28 protein-coding genes are annotated in these 22,901 nt (G+C 73.5%); 9 read left to right on the top strand and 19 right to left on the bottom strand.

The genetic code is table 11. The features are described 5' to 3' along the window. Window positions 1-30: 30 nt before the first annotated feature. Both ABTY40_RS18465 and ABTY40_RS18460 read right to left on the bottom strand, forming a co-directional pair. Window positions 31-687, bottom strand: a complete 657-nt coding sequence (locus ABTY40_RS18465) for a TetR/AcrR family transcriptional regulator (RefSeq protein ID WP_352060476.1) — start codon at window positions 685-687, stop codon at window positions 31-33. Window positions 688-785: 98 nt separating this feature from the next. Next, the gene (locus ABTY40_RS18460) at window positions 786-1,601 is read right to left on the bottom strand and encodes a TetR/AcrR family transcriptional regulator (RefSeq protein WP_352060475.1); all 816 of its coding nucleotides are present in this window, start codon (window positions 1,599-1,601) and stop codon (window positions 786-788) included. Between the two features lie 119 nt (window positions 1,602-1,720). Here ABTY40_RS18460 and ABTY40_RS18455 point away from each other — a divergent pair, with 119 nt between their 5' ends. Next, window positions 1,721-2,719, top strand: a complete 999-nt coding sequence (locus ABTY40_RS18455; protein WP_352060474.1) for an ATP-binding cassette domain-containing protein — start codon at window positions 1,721-1,723, stop codon at window positions 2,717-2,719. After that, window positions 2,706-3,482, top strand: coding sequence for an ABC transporter permease (locus ABTY40_RS18450; protein ID WP_352060473.1), 777 nt, complete (start codon window positions 2,706-2,708; stop codon window positions 3,480-3,482). The genes ABTY40_RS18455 and ABTY40_RS18450 overlap by 14 nt, the downstream gene beginning before the upstream one ends. A 26-nt stretch (window positions 3,483-3,508) precedes the next feature. Here the strand turns inward: ABTY40_RS18450 and ABTY40_RS18445 are convergent, their stop codons facing one another. Then, window positions 3,509-4,756: a GNAT family N-acetyltransferase gene (locus ABTY40_RS18445; protein WP_352060472.1), complete on the bottom strand. Its 1,248-nt coding sequence runs from the start codon at window positions 4,754-4,756 to the stop codon at window positions 3,509-3,511. Window positions 4,757-4,932: 176 nt separating this feature from the next. Then, complete coding sequence (locus ABTY40_RS18440) at window positions 4,933-5,562, bottom strand: RsiG family protein (RefSeq protein WP_345278892.1); 630 nt, start codon at window positions 5,560-5,562, stop codon at window positions 4,933-4,935. A 127-nt stretch (window positions 5,563-5,689) separates the two neighbouring features. On the opposite strand from ABTY40_RS18440, the gene dtd reads away from it, so the two are divergent. After that, complete coding sequence (dtd, locus tag ABTY40_RS18435) at window positions 5,690-6,115, top strand: D-aminoacyl-tRNA deacylase (RefSeq protein ID WP_309050907.1); 426 nt, start codon at window positions 5,690-5,692, stop codon at window positions 6,113-6,115. A gap of 81 nt (window positions 6,116-6,196) precedes the next feature. On the opposite strand, the gene ygfZ is transcribed toward dtd, so the two are convergent. The 6 genes from ygfZ to ABTY40_RS18405 all read right to left on the bottom strand — a co-directional run bounded on the left by ygfZ (window position 6,197) and on the right by ABTY40_RS18405 (window position 10,949). After that, window positions 6,197-7,162 carry a CAF17-like 4Fe-4S cluster assembly/insertion protein YgfZ gene (ygfZ, locus tag ABTY40_RS18430; RefSeq protein WP_352060471.1) on the bottom strand — a complete coding sequence of 322 codons (966 nt, stop codon included), beginning with the start codon at window positions 7,160-7,162 and terminating at the stop codon, window positions 6,197-6,199. 10 nt (window positions 7,163-7,172) lie between these two features. Then, window positions 7,173-7,667 (bottom strand): Fur family transcriptional regulator, encoded by a 495-nt coding sequence (locus ABTY40_RS18425; RefSeq protein WP_352060470.1) that lies wholly within the window; start codon window positions 7,665-7,667, stop codon window positions 7,173-7,175. 63 nt (window positions 7,668-7,730) lie between these two features. Further along, window positions 7,731-8,303 carry a heme-binding beta-barrel domain-containing protein gene (locus tag ABTY40_RS18420; RefSeq protein WP_309050910.1) on the bottom strand — a complete coding sequence of 191 codons (573 nt, stop codon included), beginning with the start codon at window positions 8,301-8,303 and terminating at the stop codon, window positions 7,731-7,733. A 224-nt stretch (window positions 8,304-8,527) separates the two neighbouring features. Continuing rightward, entirely contained in the window at window positions 8,528-9,379 is an 852-nt protein-coding gene (locus tag ABTY40_RS18415; RefSeq protein ID WP_352060469.1) for a hypothetical protein, read from the bottom strand. Beyond that, window positions 9,376-10,185 (bottom strand): hypothetical protein, encoded by an 810-nt coding sequence (locus tag ABTY40_RS18410; protein WP_352060468.1) that lies wholly within the window; start codon window positions 10,183-10,185, stop codon window positions 9,376-9,378. The genes ABTY40_RS18415 and ABTY40_RS18410 overlap by 4 nt, the downstream gene beginning before the upstream one ends. Next, window positions 10,182-10,949 carry a hypothetical protein gene (locus ABTY40_RS18405; RefSeq protein ID WP_352060467.1) on the bottom strand — a complete coding sequence of 256 codons (768 nt, stop codon included), beginning with the start codon at window positions 10,947-10,949 and terminating at the stop codon, window positions 10,182-10,184. Before ABTY40_RS18405 ends, ABTY40_RS18410 begins: the two co-directional genes overlap by 4 nt. A gap of 152 nt (window positions 10,950-11,101) precedes the next feature. Here ABTY40_RS18405 and ABTY40_RS18400 point away from each other — a divergent pair, with 152 nt between their 5' ends. Then, window positions 11,102-11,464, top strand: a complete 363-nt coding sequence (locus ABTY40_RS18400) for a DsrE family protein (RefSeq protein WP_345278900.1) — start codon at window positions 11,102-11,104, stop codon at window positions 11,462-11,464. A gap of 15 nt (window positions 11,465-11,479) precedes the next feature. On the opposite strand, the gene ABTY40_RS18395 is transcribed toward ABTY40_RS18400, so the two are convergent. The 8 genes from ABTY40_RS18395 to ABTY40_RS18360 all read right to left on the bottom strand — a co-directional run bounded on the left by ABTY40_RS18395 (window position 11,480) and on the right by ABTY40_RS18360 (window position 16,796). Beyond that, the gene (locus ABTY40_RS18395) at window positions 11,480-11,815 is read right to left on the bottom strand and encodes a DUF3099 domain-containing protein (RefSeq protein ID WP_502990618.1); all 336 of its coding nucleotides are present in this window, start codon (window positions 11,813-11,815) and stop codon (window positions 11,480-11,482) included. Between the two features lie 61 nt (window positions 11,816-11,876). Further along, a complete protein-coding gene (locus ABTY40_RS18390) occupies window positions 11,877-12,167 on the bottom strand; it encodes a DUF1416 domain-containing protein (protein WP_309050912.1) in 291 nt (96 codons plus the stop codon). Between the two features lie 45 nt (window positions 12,168-12,212). Further along, window positions 12,213-13,058 carry a sulfurtransferase gene (locus ABTY40_RS18385; RefSeq protein ID WP_345278904.1) on the bottom strand — a complete coding sequence of 282 codons (846 nt, stop codon included), beginning with the start codon at window positions 13,056-13,058 and terminating at the stop codon, window positions 12,213-12,215. A 163-nt stretch (window positions 13,059-13,221) separates the two neighbouring features. Continuing rightward, on the bottom strand, window positions 13,222-13,302 hold the full coding sequence (locus ABTY40_RS18380; protein ID WP_350497993.1) for a putative leader peptide: 81 nt from the start codon (window positions 13,300-13,302) through the stop codon (window positions 13,222-13,224). Window positions 13,303-13,488: 186 nt separating this feature from the next. Next, window positions 13,489-14,175: an LmeA family phospholipid-binding protein gene (locus tag ABTY40_RS18375; RefSeq protein ID WP_352060466.1), complete on the bottom strand. Its 687-nt coding sequence runs from the start codon at window positions 14,173-14,175 to the stop codon at window positions 13,489-13,491. A 154-nt stretch (window positions 14,176-14,329) separates the two neighbouring features. Beyond that, entirely contained in the window at window positions 14,330-15,610 is a 1,281-nt protein-coding gene (locus tag ABTY40_RS18370; RefSeq protein WP_352060465.1) for a hypothetical protein, read from the bottom strand. 10 nt (window positions 15,611-15,620) lie between these two features. Beyond that, window positions 15,621-15,875, bottom strand: a complete 255-nt coding sequence (locus tag ABTY40_RS18365; RefSeq protein WP_345278910.1) for a MoaD/ThiS family protein — start codon at window positions 15,873-15,875, stop codon at window positions 15,621-15,623. 45 nt (window positions 15,876-15,920) lie between these two features. Beyond that, complete coding sequence (locus ABTY40_RS18360) at window positions 15,921-16,796, bottom strand: alpha/beta hydrolase family protein (protein WP_352060464.1); 876 nt, start codon at window positions 16,794-16,796, stop codon at window positions 15,921-15,923. 223 nt (window positions 16,797-17,019) lie between these two features. Between ABTY40_RS18360 and ABTY40_RS18355 the strand changes: the two genes are divergently transcribed. Continuing rightward, window positions 17,020-17,859 carry a response regulator transcription factor gene (locus ABTY40_RS18355; protein ID WP_352060463.1) on the top strand — a complete coding sequence of 280 codons (840 nt, stop codon included), beginning with the start codon at window positions 17,020-17,022 and terminating at the stop codon, window positions 17,857-17,859. A 24-nt stretch (window positions 17,860-17,883) separates the two neighbouring features. After that, window positions 17,884-18,912 (top strand): LacI family DNA-binding transcriptional regulator, encoded by a 1,029-nt coding sequence (locus ABTY40_RS18350; RefSeq protein ID WP_345278916.1) that lies wholly within the window; start codon window positions 17,884-17,886, stop codon window positions 18,910-18,912. A gap of 57 nt (window positions 18,913-18,969) precedes the next feature. Here the strand turns inward: ABTY40_RS18350 and ABTY40_RS18345 are convergent, their stop codons facing one another. Then, window positions 18,970-19,317, bottom strand: coding sequence for an FG-GAP repeat domain-containing protein (locus ABTY40_RS18345; protein ID WP_352060462.1), 348 nt, complete (start codon window positions 19,315-19,317; stop codon window positions 18,970-18,972). 262 nt (window positions 19,318-19,579) lie between these two features. On the opposite strand from ABTY40_RS18345, the gene ABTY40_RS18340 reads away from it, so the two are divergent. Genes ABTY40_RS18340 through ABTY40_RS18330 form a run of 3 tightly spaced genes read left to right on the top strand, consistent with a single transcriptional unit; the run spans window position 19,580 to window position 22,832 of the window. After that, window positions 19,580-20,656 (top strand): S1C family serine protease, encoded by a 1,077-nt coding sequence (locus tag ABTY40_RS18340; RefSeq protein WP_352060461.1) that lies wholly within the window; start codon window positions 19,580-19,582, stop codon window positions 20,654-20,656. 32 nt (window positions 20,657-20,688) lie between these two features. Continuing rightward, window positions 20,689-21,423, top strand: coding sequence for a response regulator transcription factor (locus tag ABTY40_RS18335; RefSeq protein WP_352060460.1), 735 nt, complete (start codon window positions 20,689-20,691; stop codon window positions 21,421-21,423). Then, window positions 21,420-22,832: a sensor histidine kinase gene (locus tag ABTY40_RS18330; RefSeq protein WP_352060459.1), complete on the top strand. Its 1,413-nt coding sequence runs from the start codon at window positions 21,420-21,422 to the stop codon at window positions 22,830-22,832. The genes ABTY40_RS18335 and ABTY40_RS18330 overlap by 4 nt, the downstream gene beginning before the upstream one ends. Window positions 22,833-22,901: the final 69 nt, after the last annotated feature.

The following is a 22,901-nucleotide window of genomic DNA, read 5'->3' as shown; positions in this document are numbered from 1 at the left end:
TTGGTAGCGGCACGGTAGGCCGGGCCCGACCTAGTACGGGAGGCCCTCCCGCAGCGTCCGGAACGCGCGGCCGGCCGCCGCCACCGCCTCCCCCGCGAGAGCGTCGGCCGTCGCCCCGCCCGCGATCCGGTCGACGTTCTCCTCCGCCAGGATTCGCAGCACGGCGACGATCTGCCCGGCGGCCAGGCGCGCCTCCAGCGGGTCGCCGCCGAGTGCCGCCGCGAGGGCTGCCTCCGACCGGCGCCGGTAGGTGGGGAGGCGGGCCACCAGGGCCGGCGTGCCGTACAGGAGCCGGTGGAAGGCGAGGACGTCGGGGTCGTCGCAGAGGCCGGTGACCGGGTCGCGCCGGTCCAGGCCGGAGAGCAGGTGCGCGTGGAGGGCGTCGAGCGGCGCGGTGCCGGCCGCGCGGGCGGCGGTCACCACCCGGGCGGCCTCGTCCTCGTGGTCGGCGAAGCGGTGGAGGACCAGGTCCTCCTTGGCGGGGAAGTACCGGAAGAGGGTCGGCTTCGACACCTCGGCCGCGGCGGCGATCTCGGCGACCGAGACCGCGTCGTACCCCTTCTCCAGGAAGAGGGCGACGGCGGCGTCGGAGAGCGCCTGCCGGGTCCGCCGCTTCTTCCGCTCCCGCAACCCGAGCGCTCCGGCTCCGCCCGTCCCGGCGACCCCGCCCGGTCCACCGGACCCCATCGAACCCACGCCCTGGCCCGATGCGCCTGACCCGCCCGGACCCACCGGCCCCACGGGCTCGGCAGCCTCTCCCGCGCCCCGCTCGCCGTGCGGCCGCGTCACGAGGTCCGCCCTTCCACCAGGGCCGCGACGCCGTCGAGGATGCGGGCCATGCCGAAGCGGAATTCGGCGTCCGGCTCGTCGGGGGCGTCCAGGACGCCGGAGGCGAGCAGCCGGGCGACCGCCGGGTAGGTGGCGGGGTCGGCGAGCCGGCGCAGGGTGCGGCCGTAGTGGGCGAGGGCTTCACCGGCGCCGTCGCCGCCGCCCTGGCCGGCCGCCGCCGCCATCGCCTCGGTCAGTTCCACCGTCATCAGGGTCTCGCTCTTGACGAAGCCGGCGACGAGCAGGGTCACGGAGATCTTGTCCCCCTCGTCCAGTCCGGTCCCCTCCAGCGCGACCAGGGCCTGCTCCCACCAGGCGACGGCGTTCGGGGTGGCGGGCGGCCCGGAGACGGGGACCCGCAGCAGCCAGGGCGAGCGCAGGTAGACCTCGCGCATGCCGCGGGCCCACCGCTCGATCGCCTCGCGCCACGGGGTGCCGGGCGGGAACAGCTCGGGCGGGGCCCCGGTGGCGGCCTCCTGCATGAGGACGTACAGCTCGTCCTTGGCGGAGACGTACCGGTAGAGCGACATGGTGGAGACGCCCAGCTCCTTGGCGACCCTCCCCATGGAGACGGCGCCGAGCCCTTCCGCCGAGGCGAGGGCGACGGCCGCGCCGACGATCCGGTCCAGGGTGAGGCCCGGCTTCGGGCCCTTGGTGGGGCGCTCCCTGAGCCCCCAGGCCGCCTCGACGACCGGCGGGAGGAAGCTGCCGCCGCCCTGGGCCCCCGCTCCAGGCCTCGCCCCGCCGCCCTTCGTACCGCCGTCCGCCGCCACTCGTCGCCTCCGCACCTCGCCGCCCGCTTGACGCCCATCCTAGTAATGCGTAACCCTTAAACAGTAACGCGTATGGCATACGCAGTACGCGTCCCCGGCCCACGCCCAGGGAGTCACCCATGCCTCCGGCCATCGAAACCACCGGCCTGTCCAAGTCCTACGGGAACGTCCGCGTCCTCGACGGCCTCGACCTCCGCGTCGAGTCCGGCACCGTCTTCGCCCTCCTCGGCCCCAACGGCGCCGGGAAGACCACCACCGTCCGCGTCCTCACCACCCTCACCCCGCCCGACGCCGGGCACGCCCGCGTCGCCGGCCACGATGTCGTCACCGCGCGCTCCCGCGTCCGCGCCGCCATCAGCCTCACCGGCCAGTACGCCGCCGTGGACGAGAACCAGACCGGCACCGAGAACCTGCGCATGGCGGCCCGGCTCTCCGGCCTCTCCCGCCGCGCCGCCCACCGCCGGGCCGGCGAACTCCTCGAACGCTTCGGCCTCACCGGGGCCGGCGACCGCCTCGCCCGTACGTACTCCGGAGGGATGCGCCGCCGCCTCGACCTCGCCACCGGCCTGGTCCGCGACCCCGCCGCGCTCCGCGTCGTCTTCCTGGACGAGCCGACCACCGGGCTCGACCCGCGCAGCCGCCAGGAGCTCTGGGACGCCGTCCGCGAACTCTCCCGCCACGGCGCCACCGTCTTCCTCACCACCCAGTACCTGGAGGAGGCCGACCGGCTCGCCGGCCGCGTCGCCGTCCTCGGCCGGGGCCGCGTCCTCGCCGAAGGCACCCCCGCCGCGCTCAAGTCCCGCTGGGGCGCCCACCGCCTCGACCTCGTCCTGCGCGACCGGGCCGCCTATCTGCGCCTGAGCGGCCGGGCCGTCACCCACGACCCGGCGACGCTCACCCTCGGCGTTCCCACCGACGGCAGCGCCGCGCACGTCCGCGCCCTGCTCGACGAACTCGACCCCGGGCGACGGGACGTCGAACGCTTCGGCGTGCACGCCGCCACGCTCGACGACGTCTTCCTCCACCTCACCTCGACCGACCCCGCCCCGGCGGACCCGACCCGCCCCGCCCCGGCCGCCCACACCCCCGACCAGGAGACCGGCCATGTCCCTGCCTGACACCCTCGGCACGAGGCCGCTGACCGCCACCGCCACCCTCGCGGGGCGCGGCATCCGCCTCAGCCGCCGCGCCGTCGACGCCGTCCTCACCTCGATGATGCTGCCGGTCATGCTGATGCTGGTCTTCGTCTACCTCTTCGGCGGAGCCATCGACACCGGCACCCGGTACGTCACCTACGTCGTCCCCGGCGTCCTCGTCCTCTGCGCCGGCTTCGGCGCGGCCGGCACCGCCGTCTCCGTCAGCGAGGACATGAAACGCGGCATCGTCGACCGCTTCCGTACCCTCGACGTCGGTGGCGTCCCGATCCTCGCCGGGCACGTCGTGGCCGCCGTCGCCCGCAACGTCCTCGCCACCGCCCTGGTGTTCGGCGTCGCCTTCCTCATCGGCTTCCGGCCCGGGGCCACCCCGGCCGGCTGGCTCGCCGCGATCGGACTGCTGCTCGCCTTCATCACCGCGGTCTCCTGGCTGTCGGCGACGGCGGGCCTGCTCACCAGGACACCGGAGGCGGCCGGCGCGGTCACCTTCGTGATGATGTTCCTGCCGTATCCGAGCAGCGCGTTCGTACCGATCGACACGATGCCCGACTGGCTGCACGGCTTCGCCGCACACCAGCCGGTGACCCCGCTGATCGAGTCGATGCGGGGCCTGCTGCTCGACCGGCCGGTGGGCGCCGACCCCTGGATCGCGCTGGCCTGGTGCGCCGGACTGCTGGCCCTGGCGCTCGCCTCCTCCGGCTTCCTCTTCCGCCTCAGGACCCGCTGACCGGCCCCGCCCCCGGGGCCTGGCCCTCAGAAGATGTCGGGCGAGAACGGCCGCAGCGGGGTGCGGAACAGCAGCTCGGCGCGTCCGGCCGCGCCCGGCGTCAGCTCCTCGATCCGCCCGAGCCGGGCGAGCCGGACGGCCGACGCGTCACCCCAGGCCAGCGGCCCCAACTCCGCCACGTCGAGCTCGAGATCGGCGGGTTCGGTGTTCGTACGGACGCACTCGGCGCCGTCGGGCGAGGCGTCGAGCCGGTAGCGGCCGCCCGTGAACCCGTCCCCGTCCCGCACCTCGAGCACCAGGCTCTCCGCCACCGGGTACGTCCGCCCCTCCAGGACCCGGACGGCGTCCAGGACCCGCACCCACAGCATGTCCGCGTGTGTCACGATCCGCGCGGCCCGGGGGTTGGGCAGCAGCAGGGGCAGCGGGTCGTCGGGCGCCCGGTGGCCGGTGCGGACGGTCGCCACCCAGTCGAGGGAGCAGAGGTACCGCCACAGGGCGCGCTCGGCGGCCGGTGTCACCGCGATCAGGTCCTGTACGGACGCGGTGTTGTCCGGCTGCTTGGCGTCGCCCCACTTGTCGTCGGCGGTGTAGGCGGCATAGCCCTCGACCTCGCCGGACTCCGACCGGTACACCGCGTAGAACGGCTCCGTCCACGGATCCAGGTGGTGGCCGAGACCGGTGCCCACGTCCCAGCCGCGCGGTGTGCGGTCGGTGACCCCGGCCCGTACGGCGGCGAGCCGGCGGTGCACCTCGGGGCCGGTCTTCCGGATCTCCGCGCCGTCGGAGAGCTCGATCCGGCCCCCGTCCTCCGGGCGGCCGGTGCGGCGCGGGTCGAGACCGGCCCGGGCCACCTCCACGCTCCACTCGGTGGTCCAGCTCGCCGGGCCGAAGCCGTACCGCCCGTAGATCGGGTACTCGGCGGCGATCAGGGTGGCGATCGCGTCGCCCCGCTCCCTCGCCGCCGCCAGGTCGGCGCTCATCATCCGGCTCAGCAGGCCCTGGCGCCGGTGCGTCGGGGAGACGGTGACCTGGGTGATCGCGTCGGCGGTGAGGGAGCCGCCGCCGACCGTGCTGACCTCCTGCCGGAAGGAGCGGAAGGTGGCGACGGCACGGCCCCGGTCGAAGGCCGCCAGCGTCCGGTCGAGGTCGACGTGCGGCAGCCGGTCCGCGACCAGCGCGTCGGACACCACGGGCGGCCGCAGGAAACCGGTGTGCAGAGCCCGCAGCCAGTCGGGATACTCGGACTCCGTCACGGCGCGCACGTCGACAGTCATCCTCTGACCCTACGGAACGCCCCCACGGCCCCGCACCCGAGTTTCCGCCCGCCCGAGGGCGGGGCGCGCGCCGGGACCTGAGGCGGCGTCGGACGCCGGGAGGGGAGCCGTACGGACGGACCCGAGGCCCCGGACGGAAGCCGCCCGAGCCACCGACCTCACGCGCCCCGCCGGCCTCACGCCAGCAGGTCGTCGACCTGGGCCTCGCCCTCCCGGTAGCGGCGGGCGATCTCCGCCCCGCAGTCGTCGGCGGTCCGCTGGAGGGACTGCCGGCGGCGGGAGATCTGCTGCTCGTACCCGGCGAGCCGGCCCATCGCCGCGTGCAGTTCCTCGTCCGTCCGCGCCGACAGGTCCGACAGCTCGACCTCCGACAGCATCTCGGTCGCGAGCCGCCGGTACTCCTCGCCCCGGGGCGTCGACAGCGTGACGTGCCGGGCGGAACTGCGGTGCCGGGACGGCACGTCGGCCAGGATCTCGGAGAGCCGGTCGAGCACCGGGGCCTCGGGGTCCGCGCGCCGGCCCGGCGCCTCCGGATCGGCGCGCCGCGCCAGCTCCGCCCGCAGGATGTCGATCCGGCCCTGGAGCATCCTCCGCACATAGCTGAGATCGGCCTCGTCGCCCTGCGCCTCCCGGCGCAGCGCCCGCAGCTCCGGCAGCCGGAGCGTGCCGAGGTCCGGCCGCGCCGCCCCGTCCGGCGGTGCCGGCTCGGCGCTGCGCTGCGCGGGCGGCCGTACGACGGAGGAACCGCCGACGCGGGTGAGCGGTACGGGACCGGACGACATCGGCCCGCTGCCAGGTGCACTCATGAGAATCGTCCCCTCGACCGGTGCGGGGGCGCACCGCCTGACACGCATGGTGCCACCCGCACCCGGGGCGGTGCAGTCGCTCTGCACCCGTTCGGCCCTCCCCAAGTCAGTCGGTAGGTTGGTGCGCATGAGAGCGGTGGTGCAGAGGGTGGACGGCGCGAGCGTCGTCGTCGCAGGGGAGACGGTGGGTGAGATCACCGGTGAGGGGCTGTGCGTCCTGGTCGGGGTGACCCATGACGACACTCCGGAAAAGGCCGCCCAATTGGCCAGAAAACTCTGGTCCGTCCGGGTATTGGAGGGCGAGAAGTCCTGCTCCGACGTGAACGCCCCGCTGCTCGTGATCTCCCAGTTCACCCTCTACGGAGACGCCCGCAAGGGCCGCAGGCCCACCTGGAACGCCGCCGCCCCCGGCCCCGTCGCCGAGCCGCTCGTGGACGAGGTGGTGGCCCGGCTGCGCGACCTGGGCGCGCACGTGGAGACGGGCCGCTTCGGAGCGGACATGCGCGTCTCGCTCACGAACCACGGCCCGTTCACGGTGCTTCTGGAGGTCTGAGCCCCGGGGACCGGGACTCAGGGCTTCGTTCTCCGGGGGATCGGGCGGCTCAGGGCTTCGATCCCCGGGGAATCAGGCGGCTCAGGGCTCGACGACGGTCTCCTGCGCCGCCGCCGTGTTCCCGGCGACCAGCGGCGCGTCGACCGGTACGTTCCGCTTGACCAGGGCCAGGGCGATGGGGCCCAGCTCGTGGTGGCGGACGGCGCTCGTCACGAAACCGAGCTGCCGCCCCTCGGGGCCGTCGGCGGCCAGCCGTACGGGCGTGCCGGGCGCCGGCAGCAGCACCTCGCTGCCGTCCAGGTGCAGGAAGACCAGGCGGCGCGGCGGCTTCCCGAGGTTCTGCACCCGGGCGACCGTCTCCTGCCCCCGGTAGCAGCCCTTCTGGAGGTGCACGGCGCTGCCGATGAGGCCGATCTCGTGCGGGATGGTGCGGTGGTCGGTCTCGAAGCCGAGCCGCGGCCGGTGCCCCTCCACGCGCAGCGCCTCGTACGCGAGGATGCCGGCGGCCGGGCCGTGCTCGGCCGCGAAGGCCTCCAGACCGGCGCGGGGCAGGAACACGTCCCTGCCGTACGCGGTCTCCCGTACGGCCACGCCCCCGGGCACCTCGGTGACCGAACCCGCCGGCAGGTGGACGACGGCGGTCTCGTCCGTCCGGTCGGCGACCTCGACCCGGTAGAAGAACTTCATGGACTCCAGGTAGGCGATCAGCTCGCCCTGGGTGCCGGGCTCCACGTGCGCCCACACCGTCTCGCCGTCGTCGACGAGGTACAGGGCGTGCTCGATGTGCCCGTTCGCGGAGAGGATCAGCGCCTCGGTGGCCCGGCCCGGCGGCAGGTCGCTCACGTGCTGGGTGAGCAGCAGGTGCAGCCAACTCAGCCGGTCGTCGCCGGAGACGGTGACGACGCCCCGGTGGGAGAGGTCGACGAATCCGGTGCCGTCGGCGAGGGCACGCTGCTCGCGGAACAGGTCGCCGTAGTGGGCGGCGACGCCTTCGTCACGGCCTTCGGCGGGGACGGCGCCGGGCAGGGACAGCAGAGGACTCTTCATACAGGAGAGCCTACGACTCGGGCGCGGCGTCCTCCGCCGTACCGCTCCCCTTGCTCGCGTCGCTCCCGTTGTCCCCGTTGCCGTCCGCCTTCGCCGCGCAGTCCCGGCAGCGCCCGAAGATCGCGAAGTGCTTCATGTCGGTCTCGAAGCCGAAGGTCTCGCGGAGCTTGCCGGTGAACTCGGCCGCCACCTCCACGTCCGCCTCGACGACCTCGGAGCAGTCCCGGCAGACCAGGTGCAGGTGATGGTGCCGGTCGGCGAGGTGGTAGGTGGGCGCGCCGTGGCCCAGGTGGGCGTGGCTGACCAGCCCCAGCTCCTCCAGGAGCTCCAGGGTCCGGTAGACGGTGGAGATGTTCACCCCGGAGGCGGTCTTGCGCACCTCACCGAGGATGTCGTCGGGCGTCGCGTGCTCCAGCGCGTCCACGGCCTCCAGGACGAGCTGGCGCTGCGGCGTCAGCCGGTAGCCGCGCTGCCGCAGGTCGCTTTTCCAGTCGGTGCTCACCACGCCCCCCAGTGTAGGAGGGCGCGGTGGCGACCTCGATGGCTCCGGCCGGTCCGGAGGAACCGCCTAGCGGAAGAAGGCGATGCCGTCGTCGGGCATGTCGGGGAGGTTGCGCGCCATCTCGGCGACCTCTTCCGGGGTGACGACCTTCTTGAGGTGTGCCGACATGTAGGGGCGCAGCGGGACCTCGGGGGTCGCCTTCTCGCCGACCCACATGAGGTCGCTCTTGACGTAGCCGTACAGCCGCTTGCCACCGCTGTACGGGCCGGAGGCCGCGGTGCGGGCCACGGCGTCCGTCGCCAGGTCGATCTGCGGCTTCTGGTCGGCGAGCTCGCCGTACCAGATCTCGACGACGCCCTGGTCACGGACCATGACGACCTCGACCTTGCGGTCCTTGTCGATCCGCCAGTAGCCGCTCTCGCTCTCCAGCGGGCGGACCTTGTTGCCCTCGTTGTCCAGGACCCAGGAGTGCGAGCGGTACTCGATGAAGTCCCGGCCGTCGTGGCTGAAGGTCACGGACTGGCCGAAGTTGCACTTCTCGGCGCCGGGGAAGTCGGAGACACCCGCGCCCTCCCACGTCCCGAGCAGGAAGGCGAGGGGCACGAGGCCGGGGTTGAGGTCGGACGGGATCTCGATCATGAGCAGCTCTGAGGTTCTCTCGGTGGGATTACCGCTGGCCCTGGTACAGCTTCTTCACGGTCAGCCCGGCGAAGGCGAGCACGCCGACGCAGACCAGGACGAGCAGAGCTTCGAAGAAAATGATCACGGGGTGCTCCTCGGCTGAGCGGTGAAGGCGGAACGGGCCGGACCCCAGCTTAGTGGGCGGGGGCCCGGCGCACTCCGTGAGGTGGGTCTCGCGACGATCAGCCGAGCAGCTGCGCCTGGAGGGCCACGGTCTGCTGGAACGGGACGGTGAGCGCCTCGCCGGCGCGGGACTGGGTGACCAGCGCGAGCGTGTCGCCGGCCTGGACGTAGGCCCAGCGGGTCCGCTCCGGGCCGTACGGCTTCTTCTCCTGGTACACGTACGCGGCCACGCCGGGCACCTGCACGTCGCCGGCCGCGCTCTCCTGGATCTCCCCCTCGGTCACCCCCTCGGGCAGCGCCTCTTCCGGGTCGCCCGACCGCACGGACTCGATCCTGAACTCCTCGGCGAAGGCGACGGAGGTGAACCTCAGCAGATGTATACGGGTCGTGGTGCCGTCCGGTGTCGTCCACCCGCGGGCCGTGATGTGGCGCAGGGCCGAGTCGCGCAGGGCCTGCTTCAGGGGCGCACGCCACTCCTTCCCGTAGGTCGCGAGGTAGGCGTCGTCGGACACCCAGCCACCGTTCAGCTCCGCGTCCGGGGTGGCGCCCGCCGGTGCGGGGAGGAGCAGCTGCCGCACGTCGGCGTGGTGGATCTCGCCGTCGTTGCCGCCGGCGGTGAAGGGGCGCGGCCGGTCCGCCGGGAGTGCCGGGAGCCGGAGCGGTGGGTAGGACCACCGGCCGTCGCTCCGGGTCTCGAGTCCGGGGACGTCGGCCCGGTCGAGCGCGGTGATCCCCAGGGCGGTCCCGGTGCCGACCCCGCCGCACACGACGACGGCGGCTGTCCAGCGGGCCACGGCCCACCGGGCGCGCCGGGGCCGGCGGGAGGCCGCGGGGGCGGGTCCGGTGGGCCCGGGCGTCACCGGGGCGGGTGCCTCCGCTTCGGCGGCTCGCGCGGTCGTCTGCTCGGTCATACGTATTCTCCCGGGGACTGGATGTGGTCGAGCTGCTTCTTCACCAGCTCCGCCACGCCCTTCGAGTCGAAGGGGTCGGCGCCGAACGCCGCGACGGTGACCATCACCTCGCCGTCGTAGGCCGAGCAGAGCATGCCCTGGAGCGGGGAGCCCGGGTTGTCCCCGGACTCCGCGGACGCACCGGACCCGTCGGAGTCCGTGGCCAGGTAGCAGGCCGCGTTCTCGCCGTGACCCTCGACCTCGGGCCCCTCGGTGAGCTCCTCGGCTTCGAGGAGGCTCGTGCGGAATCCGGAGAAGGCACGGACCGCTTTCCTGTCCTTCATGCGCAGGACGAAGACCTCGATGTGGAGGTCGTTGCCCGCGGTCGCGTACGAACGCGCCGCCATGCCCTGGATGCCGAGCTGGTCGACCCGCTTCTCGTACTCCCGGCGCTTCTTGCCGTAGAGGTCCTCGTCCCTCTGCTTGAAGAAGGCCGCGGCCTGTTCGGCTCCCAGCTCGCCGTCGTTTCCGTACCCCTCGATGTCCGCGCCGAGCTTGTAGCCGTCCGGGACCGGTAGGAGGAGTCTGCTCAGCGGTGTGGAGGCACGGCCCTCGGCCAGGGCGGCGGCCGGGCCCTCGGGGTGCGCGGTGGCGGTCGGGTCCGCCCACGCCACGGTGGGTGCCGTCCGGTCCGCGCCCGCGGCGGTGACGGCCGTGAAGGTGATGCCGCCGCCGACGGCCGTGAGCACGAGGGCCGCGGTCAGCGCGGCCCGGCGCCTCCCGGCGGGCTTCCCGCTCGTTTCTGTCGCCGTACTCGTCCCGCTCACAGGCGCTCCAGCTGCCGCTCGGCCAGGGAGCGGATGTCGCTCCCGGCGATCTTCTGCGTGTCCGAGATGAGGATCTCGATCGCGATGTCCCCGCGCTGGACGTACGCCCTGGCCTCGTACCAGTCCTGGTACCCCGCCTCACGTTGCAGCGGGAGGAGGTAGGCCCGGCCGTTGCCCGAACCCTTCACCCCTTCGCCCGGGGAGGCGGCCGGCGTCGCGCCGACCGTGAAGGCCTGCTGGTTCTCCACGTGCTCAGCAGCGGAGTTCGCGGAGCCGGGCCGGTACTGGACGAGATTGACCGTGACGCTCCGGTGCCCGCCCGAGCGCCACGACCGGCTCGCCACGCGCCGGATGCCCATCTCGAGCTGCAACGCCATCATCCGGGCGGGCGACTGGTACGAGGAGAGGTACTCGGCCAGGGGCACCCATCCGTCCTCGCCCCAGGCCTGCGCCCCCGCCGGCCTCGGCAGCAGCAGCTTCCGCAGGTCCCCCTGCGTCCTGAGCATGCGGTCCTCCGCAGCCGTGAGCGGCTCCGGCTCCTGCCCCTTCGGGAGGGGAGCCGGGTGGGCGAGGTCCAGCTGGTTCAGCGGAGGCAGCGGGGCCGGTTCACGCCGGACCTGGACGCCGTAGCCGACGGCGGTGCCGCCGACGAGGCCGAGGACGGCGGCGACGGCGATCAGCCCGGCGCCGCGCCGGACCGCCCGGCGCGGACGCCCGGCCGGAGCCGCCGCGTCCGCCACGGCCCGTGGAACGGCGTCCGGCACGGGCGGTGATGCCGTGTCCTCGGTCCGGACGCTTTCTTCTGTGTGCACGAGTCCCCCCACGAGACCTGAAGGGCGGATTCCGTTCATCCGCGCACCCAACTGACTTGCGAGTGCCGTCCGAGGTTGCACCGCCTCGCATTACAGTTCGGCCTATGGCGAAGAAGCTCGTGATCAAGGTGACCGCCGGGGCCGACGCCCCCGAACGCTGCTCGCAGGCCTTCACGGTGGCCGCCGTCGCCGTGGCGAGCGGGGTGGAGGTGTCGCTCTGGCTGACCGGCGAGTCGTCGTGGTTCGCGCTGCCGGGGCGGGCGGCGGAGTTCGAGCTGCCGCACGCGGCGCCGCTGCCGGATCTGATCGACTCGATCCTGGCGGCCGGGCGGATCACGCTCTGCACGCAGTGCGCGGCGCGCCGGGAGATCACGGAGAAGGACGTCCTGGAGGGCGTGCGGATCGCGGGGGCGCAGGTGTTCGTGCAGGAGGCCATGGCGGACGGGACGCAGGCGCTCGTCTACTGAGGCCCCGGTCCCGTCTCACCGGTCCTCGCGGCGTCCGCGGCCGTCGAGCTCGTCCCACCATTCGTCCGACCGTGGATCGCCGGAGGGGTCGTCCCACCAGCGGTCGTCGGGGCCCCGGCGGTTGGCGATCACCGCGGCGACCGGGGGGATGACCATGGCGACGACGCACATGGCGACGGCGGCGGGGGTCGAGAAGAGGCGTACGACGGCCCAGGCGCCCACGAACAGCAGCAGGCAGGCACCCATCAGCCAGAAGTAGGCGCGTCGGCGCCGGGCGTACACACCTTCAGCGTACGTCCGGCCGGCCCCGGGCGGATGTACGCGGGCAGACCGGAGGGCCGTGCCTCTCAGTCCTGGTGATGGCGTCCAACCCCCCAGGAGGCACGGCCCTCCGGCCGTTCGGTGTCCCGGGTCAGACCGCGATGGCCACGTCCGTGAGGCTGCCCGCCTCGGTGACGACGACCTTGCGGTCCGCCTGGGCGCCCGGGACGAGGGCCCGCAGGGTCCACTCGCCGGCCGCCGCGTAGAAGCGGAACTGTCCGGTCGCCGAGGTCGGGACCTCGGCGGTGAACTCGCCCGAGCCGTCGAGCAGGCGCACGTAACCGGTGACGGGCTCGCCGTCCTTGGTCACCTGGCCCTGGATGGCCGTCTCACCCGGCTTGAGCGTGCTGACGTCGGGGCCGCCGATCTGAGCTCCACACATGTTCTCTGTCCTGTCCTGGGGAGGGGTGTCGGTCGCGCGACCGGATTACTTGTTGGCGCCGAGCTCGATCGGCACGCCGACGAGGGAGCCGTACTCGGTCCACGAGCCGTCGTAGTTCTTGACGTTCTCGACACCGAGGAGCTCGTGCAGCACGAACCAGGTCAGCGCGGAACGCTCACCGATGCGGCAGTAGGCGATGGTGTCCTTCGCCAGATCGACCTGCTCCTCCTCGTAGAGGGCCTTGAGCTCCTCGTCCGACTTGAAGGTGCCGTCGTCGTTGGCGTTCTTCGACCACGGGATGTTGCGGGCGCTCGGCACGTGGCCGGGGCGCTGCGACTGCTCCTGCGGGAGGTGGGCCGGGGCGAGCAGCTTGCCGGAGAACTCGTCGGGCGACCGCACGTCGACCAGGTTCTGGGCGTTGATGGCGGCCACGACGTCGTCGCGGAAGGCGCGGATCGAGGTGTCCTGCGGCTTGGCCTTGTACTCGGTCGCCGGGCGGGACGGGACCTCGGAGCCGTCGACCAGGTCGCGGGAGTCGAGCTCCCACTTCTTGCGGCCGCCGTCGAGGAGCTTCACGTCCTGGTGGCCGTAGAGCTTGAAGTACCAGTAGGCGTAGGAGGCGAACCAGTTGTTGTTGCCGCCGTAGAGGACGACCGTGGTGTCGTTGGCGATGCCCTTGGCCGAGAGGAGCTTCTCGAAGCCCTCCTGGTCGATGAAGTCACGGCGGACCGGGTCCTGCAGGTCCTTCGTCCAGTCGATCCGGATGGCGTTGCGGATGTGGTTCTTCTCGTAGGCCGAGGTGTCCTCGTCGACCTCGACGATGGCGACCTTCGGGTTGTCGAGGTTGGCCTCGACCCAGTCTGCGTCGACCAGGACGTCGCTGCGAGCCATGCTGTTTCTCCTCCGGGGCAGTGTGCGGCGGTGTCGTGCGGGGGTGGTGCGGATACGCGTCGTGGGGTGCGTACGACGGCGTACGGCTACACAGGGGGTGGCCCCGACACTCGAGTCGAAGGGCCTGAGGAATACGGGAGCCGGTGAGGGCCCGGCGCCCCGCTCAGACGGAGCGACAGAGCATGGCGGCGACGCGGCACAGGTCGACTGCCCGCCGCTTCGTGAGGTCCGCCTGTCGCTTCATGCCGACGATCGTAGGGACGCAGACGCGACCGTGTCACCGGCGTGTCATATTTCGAGACGCGATCGTCCACCATGCGGGACGCGCAAGCCGCTGACCAGGGCTTCGGGCGCTCCCGTACCGGGTGTTTTCCGTGCGCTTCTGCGGAGCGGACCTCAGCGTCTCAGCATGTGATCCGGGGGGCCGGAATCAGCCTCCGAGGACGATGTCCTTGCCCGAGACGAGGACGGCCAGGCCCTCCGGGCGGGGCTCGACCTTCTCCACCTTCATGCCGGCGACGAGACCGATCGGACGCTCGAAGTCGGTGCGGGTGCGCACCAGTTCCTCCAGGCCCGGGATGCCCTCGCCGGGCACCTCGTCGGCGTGGACGCGGATGGTGCCGCCGTTGACGACGGTCACGGTGGACAGGACCGTACGGGTGAGGGTGCGGCCCATGAAGCTGACGCCGCCCGTGACCTTCACCTTGCCCGGGCCGCCGTAGGCCACGGTCGCCTCGCGGTCGGAGGCGGCCGAGAGATCGGCGTACGAGATCAGGGCCGTGCCGGACGCGGAGGCCGCCCTGGCCCCCGCCCAGTCCCCGGTCACGGTGACGTCCCGCAGATCGGCGGTGAGCTCGCCTATCCGGATCTGGCGGCTGCCGGCCGTCGCCTTCACACCGGTCGCCACCACCTCGACCTCCTCGAACCGCTTGTCCGCGACCTGGGTGAGGAAGGGGAAGCCCTTGATGTCGATCTCCAGGGACTCGCTCCCCGCGCCCGAGAGCTTGACCCGGCTCGCCGCCTCCGACTCGGCGTACGCCACCGCGAGCCGGTCGATCCCGACGAGAGCTCCGCCCAGCACGACGGCCACGATCAACAGAATCCGCAGTGCGCGCATGGGCTGTGCGTCCCCCTGGGGTCAGGCCGACGAGAGCGGGCCGATGAGTGCGGGCGCGTGGAACAGGTGAACGAAACGGCCCTCCGACACGAAGATCGACGTGTCGGAGGGCCGAATGGTTCCCGGGGCGGGCCGGACCCGGTGTCCGCGCCGGTCAGACCAGGGCGCGCCCGAGCAGGTACACGGCGGGCGCCGCGGCCGTGAGCGGCAGCGCGATCCCGGCCGTCATGTGCACGAACCGCGACGGGTAGTCGTAGCTGGCCACCCGCAGGCCGATTAGCGCGCAGACTCCGGCCGCCAGGCCCAGGAGCGCCCCGGAGGCGCCGAGCCCGGTCAGCTCGCCGGCCGCGACGCCGCCGCCCGCGGCGGCGAGCAGCGCGACGACCAGGGAGACCGGGCCGGGCAGCGGCAGCGCCCGGGCGAGGACGGCGGCGGCGACCGCGACCCCGCCGACGGTCACCGCGTCCGCCTCGGAGCCGAGGTGCCCGGTGGCGACGATCGTCAGGGCCGCCGAGGCGACGGTGGCCATCAGGCCGTACACGCGCTCGTCCGGGTCGGCGTGGCTGCGCAGCTGGAGGACCAGGCAGAGCAGGACCCACACGCCGAGGGTGCCCAGGATCGCGGCGCCCGCGTGCTCCCGTCCGGCGGCGAGCAGCACCGCGTCGGAGACGAGCCCGCCGAGGAAGGCGAGGGCGATGCCCTGCCGGGCCGGCCACATGCCGTTGAGCCGGAACCAGCCGGCGGCGGTGAGGCCCTGCAGCAGGACGAGCGGCACGAGCGGCCCGTACGTGCCGAGGGTGGCGCCGCCGGCCAGGAGCAGGGAGAGCACGGCGGTGAGCGCGGCGGGCTGCATGCCCGGCTCGATCACGGGCGAGCGGCCCTCGGCCCGGGCCCGCTGGGCGTCGGTGACCCGCAGGTTCCCGGAGGTGGTGGGCGCCGAGTACGCCGGGCCGGCCCCGGGCGCCGGAACCGGCGCGGGGGCCTCCGCGTAGGGCTGGGCGGGGGTCTGCGGCTGCGGCTGCGCGGGGGCGGGGGTCTGCGGCTGCGGCTGGGCGTGGCCCGGCGCCTGCGGGTACCCCTGCGCCTGCTGGTACGGCTCGGCGTACCGCTCCGCGTACGGCTCGTACTGCTGCCCGTACGTCTGCGGCGCGTACCCCTGCCGGGGCTGCGGATGCCCGTACTGCTGCGGCGGCAGAGCCGCCGTGTCGTACGAAGCCGGGGCCGGGGTGTGCGTCGTCCCGTACGGGGCCGGGGCGGGCTCCCCGTACGCGGCGGAGGTCTCCGGCGGCGCCGGGGCGGGCTGCTGCGGGCGGACCGCCGGCTGGTACTGGGTGTCCCAGGTCTGGCCCTCCCAGGTCTGGGTGACCTCGGCGGGGTTCTCCGCCCCGTACCCCTGACCCCGCCCGTACGGGTCGTACTGCTGCTCGTTGCTCATGCTCTGGGGTTCACCCTCCTGCGAACGGGGGGAGCACCTCGACCGTGCCGCCCTCGGCAAGCCGTACCGTCTCATGGCTCCGGGTCCCGACGGGGTCGCCGTCGACCAGGAACGAGCAGCGCTGGAGGACCCGGACGAGCTCGCCCGGGTGCTTCGCGCGGGCCGCGTCCAGCGCCTCCGCCAGGTTCTCGGCGGTGTACGGCTCCTCGGCGACACCGGCGGCGGCCTTGGCCGCGGCCCAGTAGCGGATGGTTCCCGCTGCCATAGCGGCGCTCCCTTCGTTCGTGTGCGCGCCGCCCCCCATGATGGGCTATCGGCGCGTGAGCCAGTTTCCGAGGCGGGCCAGCAGCTCCGGGCCCGCCGCGTTCTCCGCGTGCCCCATGCCCGGCTCCAGCCACAGCTCCGCCGCGCCCTCCCCGGCCGCCGCGGCCAGCGCCCGGGGGTGGTCGAGCGGGAAGTACGGGTCCCGGTCGCCGTGCACGATCAGGAGCGGGGTCGGGGCGATCAGCCGCACGGCTTCCACCGGCGGGAGCGGGACGGGGTCCCAGGCGCGGTGGTCGATCCGGGTGCCGAGCCCCAGACGGCCCACGAGCCGGCCCTCCGGACGGGTGATGACCCAGTGCACCCGGCGCATGGCCGGGGTCCCCCGGTAGAACCAGCGCGCGGGGGCGGAGACGGCGGCCACGGCGTCCGGGCTGCCCGGCGTCCCCCGGTCCAGCGCGGCCTGCCGCAGCACCACCGAGCCGCCCATGGAGAAGCCGACGGTCGCCACGCGCGCGTGGCCCTGCTCGCGGGCCCAGCGGACGGCCGCCGACAGGTCGAGGACCTCGCGGTCACCGACGGTGGAACGGCCCCCGGAACCGCCGTGGCCGCGGAACGAGAAGGTGACGACGGCGGCGGCCCCGTGCCCGGCGAGGATCCGGGCGGCGCGGCGGACGGAGGGCCGGCCGGCGGAACCGGTGAAGCCGTGCGCCAGGACCACGGCGGTGTCGGTCGCCGCCGGGTCCCGCACCGCCGTGCCCGTCACTCCCGTGTCGGTGACACTGGCCGTGGCGGGTTCGTAGACCGCCTCGATCGGGACGCCGTCCTCCGTGCGGAGCATCGCCCGGCGCGGCACGCGGTGATGGACGGAAGTGAGCGAGAAAACATCCACCATGTGAAATCGGCCCTCTGCCGCGGAAGTCATGTGGGCTATTCTGCTGGCAGAGGATCCGGGCGAAGCAGCCCCCGGGTCCTTTTGCGTTTTCCGGCCGTTGTTACGACCGGGTGAACAAAAGCTCTCAGGGCGCGAGAGCCGGCAGTGATCCGTACGAAGCAGTGCCACGTCCTCGCAGGGACCGAGGAGGAACCGACGTGATGAGCGAGTGCACGAAGCACGACCCAGCGACGACCCGGGCAGGTGGCGCGCGATGAGTTCACTGCTGCTCCTGACCAATGCCCTCCAGCCGTCGACCGAGGTGCTTCCCGCACTCGGCCTGCTGCTGCACAACGTCCGGGTGGCCCCCGCCGAGGGTCCGGCCCTCGTGGACACCCCCGGCGCCGACGTGATCCTGGTCGACGGCCGCCGCGACCTCCCGCAGGTCCGCTCGCTGTGCCAGCTGCTCCGCTCCACCGGACCGGGCTGCCCGCTGATCCTGGTCGTCACCGAGGGCGGTCTCGCCGCCGTCACCGCCGACTGGGGCATCGACGACGTCCTCCTGGACACGGCGGGCCCCGCCGAGGTCGAGGCGCGGCTGCGGCTGGCGACCGGCCGCCAGCAGATCGTCGCCGACGACTCCCCCATGGAGATCCGCAACGGTGACCTGTCGGTGGACGAGGCCACGTACAGCGCCAAGCTCAAGGGCCGGGTCCTCGACCTCACCTTCAAGGAGTTCGAGCTGCTGAAGTACCTGGCCCAGCACCCGGGCCGGGTCTTCACGCGCGCGCAGCTCCTCCAGGAGGTGTGGGGCTACGACTACTTCGGCGGCACCCGGACGGTCGACGTCCACGTGCGGCGGCTGCGGGCGAAGCTGGGGCCCGAGCACGAGTCCCTCATCGGCACCGTCCGTAACGTCGGGTACCGGTTCGTCGCCCCGGAGAAGGTGGAGCGGGCCGCCGAGGAGGCCCGCGCGAAGGAGGAGGCGCGGACCCGGAAGGCGGGCGAAGACGGAGGCCGCGGGGCTTCCGGCGTCAAGGCCGCCACGCGTACCCTCACCCCGTCGGGCGACCCGGATGTGGCGGACGCCACAGTACGGCCCGCCGGGAGGTAGGTCACCCCGCGTAGACTGCCGCGCGTGGCCAAGGTGACGCGGGATGACGTAGCGCGACTGGCGGGTACTTCGACCGCGGTCGTGAGTTACGTCATCAACAACGGACCCCGGCCGGTCGCCCCGGCCACGCGCGAGCGTGTCCTCGCCGCCATCAAGGAGCTGGGGTACCGGCCCGACCGGGTCGCCCAGGCCATGGCGTCCCGCCGCACGGACCTCATAGGCATGGTCGTCCCCGACGCGCGCCAGCCGTTCTTCGCGGAGATGGCGCACGCGGTCGAGCAGGCCGCCGCCGAGCGCGGAAAGATGGTCCTCGTCGGCAACTCCGACTACCGCACCGAGCGCGAGATCCACTATCTGCGCGCCTTCCTCGGCATGCGGGTCTCCGGACTCATCCTGGTCAGCCAGGGCATGAGCGAGCAGGCCGCGAGCGAGATCGAGGCCTGGGACGCGCGCGTGGTGCTGCTCCACGAGCGCCCCGAGGCCATCGACGACGTCGCCGTCGTCACCGACGACATCGGCGGCGCCCAGCTCGCCACCCGTCACCTCCTGGAGCACGGCCACCCGTACGTGGCCTGTCTCGGCGGCGTCCCCAACACCCCGGCGGTCGGCGACCCCGTCGCCGACCACGTGGAGGGCTGGCGGCGCGCCATGCTGGAGTCCGGCCGCTCGGTCGAGGGCCGCCTCTTCGAGGCGCCGTACAACCGCTACGACGCCTACCGGATCGCGCTGGAGCTGCTGGCCGGGCCCGACCGGCCGCCGGCCATCTTCTGCTCCACCGACGACCAGGCCTTCGGCGTGCTGCGGGCGGCGCGCGAACTGCGCATCGACGTGCCGACCGAGCTGGCCGTGGCGGGCTTCGACGACGTGAAGGAGGCGGCGCTCACCGACCCGCCGCTGACCACCGTCCACTCGGACCGCCCGGCGATGGCCCGCGCGGCCGTGGACCTGGTCCTGGACGACTCCCTGCGGGTCGCGGGCTCCCGCCGGGAACGGGTGAAGCTCTTCCCCTCCGCCCTCGTCGTCCGCCGCTCCTGCGGCTGCCACGGCGGCTGAGCCCGTACGCGGCGCGGCACGGGCTCAGCTCGGGCCCGGCTCAGGGCCCTGCCGGGCTCAGAAGACGCCGTTCTGCTTCCACCACTGCCCGCCGTTGAGCTCCTGGACCGGGCGGAGGACGGCCGGAGCCGTGCCGGAACCCCGGTAGCCGAGGAGACGGCCCGGGAATCCGCCCTGGTACAGCTCGTTCGTCGAGGCCAGGAGGTCGTTGAGCCCGTCTCCGTCGTACGAGCCGACGGCGATCAGGTTCTCCATGACGTGCCAGCCGGTGCCGACCGACTTCCGGGCGGCGAAGGTGCCGTTGCCCCGACCCGGGTAGAGCCACAACCGCCCTGCCCCGTCCCGGGCCACGAGGTCCTCACGGCCGTCGCCGGTGAAGTCGCCGTGCCGGGTCAGGGCCGTCATGCCGTTCCAGCCGGAGCCGAGGTAGCGGCCCGTGCCGTCGCCCGGGAGGAACCAGAGGCGGCCGGCCAGGTCGCGCGAGAGCAGGTCGGCCCGCCGGTTGTTGTCGAGGCTGGGTGCACGGTAGACCCGGGCCGGGAAGGGTCTCCCGCCGGGGAGACCCCGGGGCGCCCACCCGGAGTTTTATATCGGGCATACAGGGTTCTGTCGGGCTTCTCAGCCCTTCCTCAGACGGTTCTCATGGACGGCTCCGAGAGTCGTTCCCATGACGGACTTCGCGCACCAGCAGCAGCCCCCGCAGCCGCCCCACCCTCCGAGGCCGCCGTACGAGCCGGCCGCGCCGTTCGCCGCCGGGCCGGGTACCACCGTGTGGCCCGCCGGTTCCGGTGGGCACCTTCCGCCGCCGGCCGGGCCGGTGGCGGAAGGGGCGACGGGCGGCGCGCCCGTTCCGCGGCGGCGGGCCCGGCGCGGGACCGGACTCGTCGTGGCCGTGGCGATCGCCGCCGCGGCGGTCGGCGGCGGCACCGCGACCCTGGTGCAGCGGTTCGCCGCGGAGCCGGCGGCCGTCTCGGCGGCGCCGGCGGTGGCCGGCACCAACGTCTCGACGGGTGGCCGGGGCACGGTCGCCGGGGTGGCCGCGGCCGTCTCGCCCTCCATCGTCGAGATCTCCGCGGACTCGGCCGCCGGCGGCTCCACGGGCTCGGGTGTGATCATCACCCCGGACGGCGAGATCGTCACCAACAACCACGTGATCTCCGGGGCCTCCTCGGTGACCGTACGGCTCGGGGACGGTCGTACGTTCCCGGCGGAGGTGGTCGGCACGGACCCCGACAAGGACCTCGCCCTGATCAAGCTCAAGGGCGCTCCCGGGAAGCTGAAGGCCGCCGTCCTCGGCGACTCCTCGAAGGTGCGGGTCGGTGAGGAGGTCGTGGCGATCGGCTCCCCCGAGGGCCTGACCGGCACCGTCACCAGCGGTATCGTCTCGGCGCTCGACCGGGACGTCACCGTCGCCAAGGACCAGGACCAGGGACAGGGCCGGGGGCAGCAGTGGGATCCGCGCCAGGGCTGGCCGTTCGAATTCGGCGGGCAGCGGTTCAACGGGGACACCGGCTCCTCGAAGACCACGTACAAGGCGATTCAGACCGACGCCTCCCTGAATCCGGGAAATTCCGGCGGCGCGCTGATCAATATGAACGGTGAGATCATCGGAATCAATTCGGCCATGTACGCGCCGAGTTCCGCGAGCGGTTCATCGGCCGGAAGCGTGGGCCTCGGATTCGCCATCCCCGTCGACACCGTCAAGGCCGACCTGCCGAGTCTGCGCGCGGGCGGCGACAGCTGAACGGCGCACCGGACGCGTGCGAGTCTTGGGCCATGACGGCACAGACGGGACAGCAGAACGAAGCCGAGCGCATCCTCGTCGTCGACGACGAGCCGGCCGTACGGGAGGCCCTGCGCCGCAGCCTCGCCTTTGAGGGGTACGCGACGCGGGAGGCCGCCGACGGGCTCGACGCGCTCGCCGCCATGGAGTCGTACGGCCCCGATCTCGTCGTCCTGGACGTGCAGATGCCCCGCATGGACGGGCTCACCGCGGCCCGGCGGATCCGGGCCTCCGGCTCGACCGTGCCGATCCTGATGCTGACGGCCCGGGACACGGTCGGCGACCGGGTCACCGGGCTCGACGCGGGCGCCGACGACTACCTGGTGAAACCGTTCGAACTGGACGAGCTGTTCGCCCGGATCCGGGCGCTGCTGCGGCGCAGCGCGTACGCCGCGCCCGCCGCCGCCCCGGCCGGGGACGGCGTCCTCGCCTTCGAGGACCTGCGGATGGACCCGGTGACGCGGGAGGTCACCCGGGGCGGGCGGCCGGTGGAGCTGACCCGCACCGAGTTCACCCTCCTGGAGATGTTCCTGACCCACCCGCGCCAGGTGCTGACCCGCGAGCAGATCCTGAAGGCGGTGTGGGGCTTCGACTTCGAACCGAGCTCGAACTCGCTCGACGTGTACGTGATGTACCTGCGGCGCAAGACGGAGGCGGGCGGCGAGCCGCGCCTGGTCCACACGGTGCGGGGCGTCGGGTACGTGCTGCGCGGAGGGGGCGCGGAGTGAAGGGACGGGACGCGCGCGGTCCCCTCGCCTGGTTCCGGTCGCGGCCGCTGCGCTCGCGGCTCGCGCTGCTCACGGCGTTCGCGGTGGCGGTGGCGGTGGCGGCGGTCTCGGCGGCCTGCTGGTTCGTGACGCGGGCCCAGCTGGAGGCGGAGCTGGACGCCTCGCTGCGCAACGCACGGCTGGACACCGAGGCGATGACGGAGCTCCTCTCGGACTGCCGGCAGGGCCGGAGACCGGCGGCCACCGTGGAGCCGTACACCGTGCAGGTGATCCTCGCGAACGGTGCCGTGTGCACCTCGGGGCAGGCGCCGCTGCCGGTCGGGAGCGAGGACCTCCAGGTCGCGCGGGGTGAACTGGCCTACGTGCTCCACACGGTGACGGACGCGGACGGCCGCGAGATGCGGGTCTCGACCTATCCGCAGGACGGTCCGCCGGGGATGGCGGTCTCGCTCGCCCGCTCGCTCTCCGAGATCGACAACTCGATGTCCACCCTGCGCTGGGTGCTGCTGCTGGTCTCGGGGATCGGCGTCGTCGGCGCGGGGGCGGCCGGGTTGTGGGTGGCGCGCACGGGCCTGGAGCCGGTGGACCGGCTGACCGGGGCGGTGGAGCACGTGGCGGCGACCGAGGACCTGACGGTGCGGATCCCGGTGGAGGGCGAGGACGAGATCGCCCGGCTGTCGCGGTCGTTCAACGCGATGACGGCGGCGCTCGCGACCTCCCGGGACCGGCAGGCGCGGCTGATCGCGGACGCGGGGCACGAGCTGCGGACGCCGCTGACCTCGCTGCGGACGAACGTGGAGCTGCTGGCGCGCAGCGAGGAGACCGGGCGGGCGATCCCGGCGGAGGACCGGCGGGCCCTGATGGCCTCGGTGAAGGCGCAGATGACGGAGCTGGCGTCGCTGATCGGCGACCTCCAGGAGCTGGCCCGCCCGGACACGGCGCGGCCGGGGCCGCTGGAGGTGGTGCCGTTCCACACGATCCTCCGCTCGGCCCTGGACCGGGCCCGGCTGCGCGGCCCGGAGCTCACCTTCACGACGGACCTGGCGCCCTGGTACGTACGGGCGGAACCGGCCGCTCTCGAACGGGCCCTGGTCAACGTGCTGGACAACGCGGTGAAGTTCTCGCCGCCGCGCGGCACGGTCGAGGTGACCTTGATGCGGGGCGAGCTGACGGTACGGGACCACGGTCCGGGCATCGCGCCCGACGAGCTGCCGCACGTCTTCGACCGTTTCTGGCGCTCGCCGTCGGCCCGCAGCCTGCCGGGCTCGGGCCTGGGCCTGTCGATCGTGGCCCGCACGGTCCAGCAGGCGGGCGGCACGGTCGCGCTCGCCCCGGCGGAGGGCGGCGGCACCCGCGTCACCCTGCGCCTCCCGGGCGCCCCGACCCCGCCGCCGGAGACGGCGCTCTGACGGGCCGGGGGCCCGACGCCGTAGGGGCGGAAGCCCGGAACCGGGGGGCCGAAGCCGTGGGGCGCCCGT

The organism is Streptomyces sp. NPDC126503 (assembly GCF_040302405.1).
Lineage (GTDB): Bacteria > Actinomycetota > Actinomycetes > Streptomycetales > Streptomycetaceae > Streptomyces > Streptomyces gulbargensis.
Note: the sequence above shows the minus strand (reverse complement) of the source record. Positions and strands in the feature narration are given on the sequence as shown.

Coding starts and splice junctions, on each gene's coding strand:
- ABTY40_RS18360 (WP_352060464.1), bottom strand. CDS start 16,796: ATGACTTCCGCGGCAGAGGGCCGATTTCACATGGTGGATGTTTTCTCG.
- ABTY40_RS18415 (WP_352060469.1), bottom strand. CDS start 9,379: ATGACCGAGCAGACGACCGCGCGAGCCGCCGAAGCGGAGGCACCCGCC.
- ABTY40_RS18345 (WP_352060462.1), bottom strand. CDS start 19,317: ATGACGGCCCTGACCCGGCACGGCGACTTCACCGGCGACGGCCGTGAG.
- ABTY40_RS18370 (WP_352060465.1), bottom strand. CDS start 15,610: ATGAGCAACGAGCAGCAGTACGACCCGTACGGGCGGGGTCAGGGGTAC.
- ABTY40_RS18445 (WP_352060472.1), bottom strand. CDS start 4,756: ATGACTGTCGACGTGCGCGCCGTGACGGAGTCCGAGTATCCCGACTGG.
- ABTY40_RS18420 (WP_309050910.1), bottom strand. CDS start 8,303: ATGATCGAGATCCCGTCCGACCTCAACCCCGGCCTCGTGCCCCTCGCC.
- ABTY40_RS18365 (WP_345278910.1), bottom strand. CDS start 15,875: ATGGCAGCGGGAACCATCCGCTACTGGGCCGCGGCCAAGGCCGCCGCC.
- ABTY40_RS18455 (WP_352060474.1), top strand. CDS start 1,721: ATGCCTCCGGCCATCGAAACCACCGGCCTGTCCAAGTCCTACGGGAAC.
- ABTY40_RS18465 (WP_352060476.1), bottom strand. CDS start 687: ATGGGGTCCGGTGGACCGGGCGGGGTCGCCGGGACGGGCGGAGCCGGA.
- dtd (WP_309050907.1), top strand. CDS start 5,690: ATGAGAGCGGTGGTGCAGAGGGTGGACGGCGCGAGCGTCGTCGTCGCA.
- ABTY40_RS18385 (WP_345278904.1), bottom strand. CDS start 13,058: ATGGCTCGCAGCGACGTCCTGGTCGACGCAGACTGGGTCGAGGCCAAC.
- ABTY40_RS18335 (WP_352060460.1), top strand. CDS start 20,689: ATGACGGCACAGACGGGACAGCAGAACGAAGCCGAGCGCATCCTCGTC.
- ABTY40_RS18340 (WP_352060461.1), top strand. CDS start 19,580: ATGACGGACTTCGCGCACCAGCAGCAGCCCCCGCAGCCGCCCCACCCT.
- ABTY40_RS18450 (WP_352060473.1), top strand. CDS start 2,706: ATGTCCCTGCCTGACACCCTCGGCACGAGGCCGCTGACCGCCACCGCC.
- ABTY40_RS18380 (WP_350497993.1), bottom strand. CDS start 13,302: ATGAAGCGACAGGCGGACCTCACGAAGCGGCGGGCAGTCGACCTGTGC.
- ABTY40_RS18390 (WP_309050912.1), bottom strand. CDS start 12,167: ATGTGTGGAGCTCAGATCGGCGGCCCCGACGTCAGCACGCTCAAGCCG.
- ABTY40_RS18375 (WP_352060466.1), bottom strand. CDS start 14,175: ATGCGCGCACTGCGGATTCTGTTGATCGTGGCCGTCGTGCTGGGCGGA.
- ABTY40_RS18400 (WP_345278900.1), top strand. CDS start 11,102: ATGGCGAAGAAGCTCGTGATCAAGGTGACCGCCGGGGCCGACGCCCCC.
- ABTY40_RS18355 (WP_352060463.1), top strand. CDS start 17,020: ATGAGTTCACTGCTGCTCCTGACCAATGCCCTCCAGCCGTCGACCGAG.
- ABTY40_RS18440 (WP_345278892.1), bottom strand. CDS start 5,562: ATGAGTGCACCTGGCAGCGGGCCGATGTCGTCCGGTCCCGTACCGCTC.
- ygfZ (WP_352060471.1), bottom strand. CDS start 7,162: ATGAAGAGTCCTCTGCTGTCCCTGCCCGGCGCCGTCCCCGCCGAAGGC.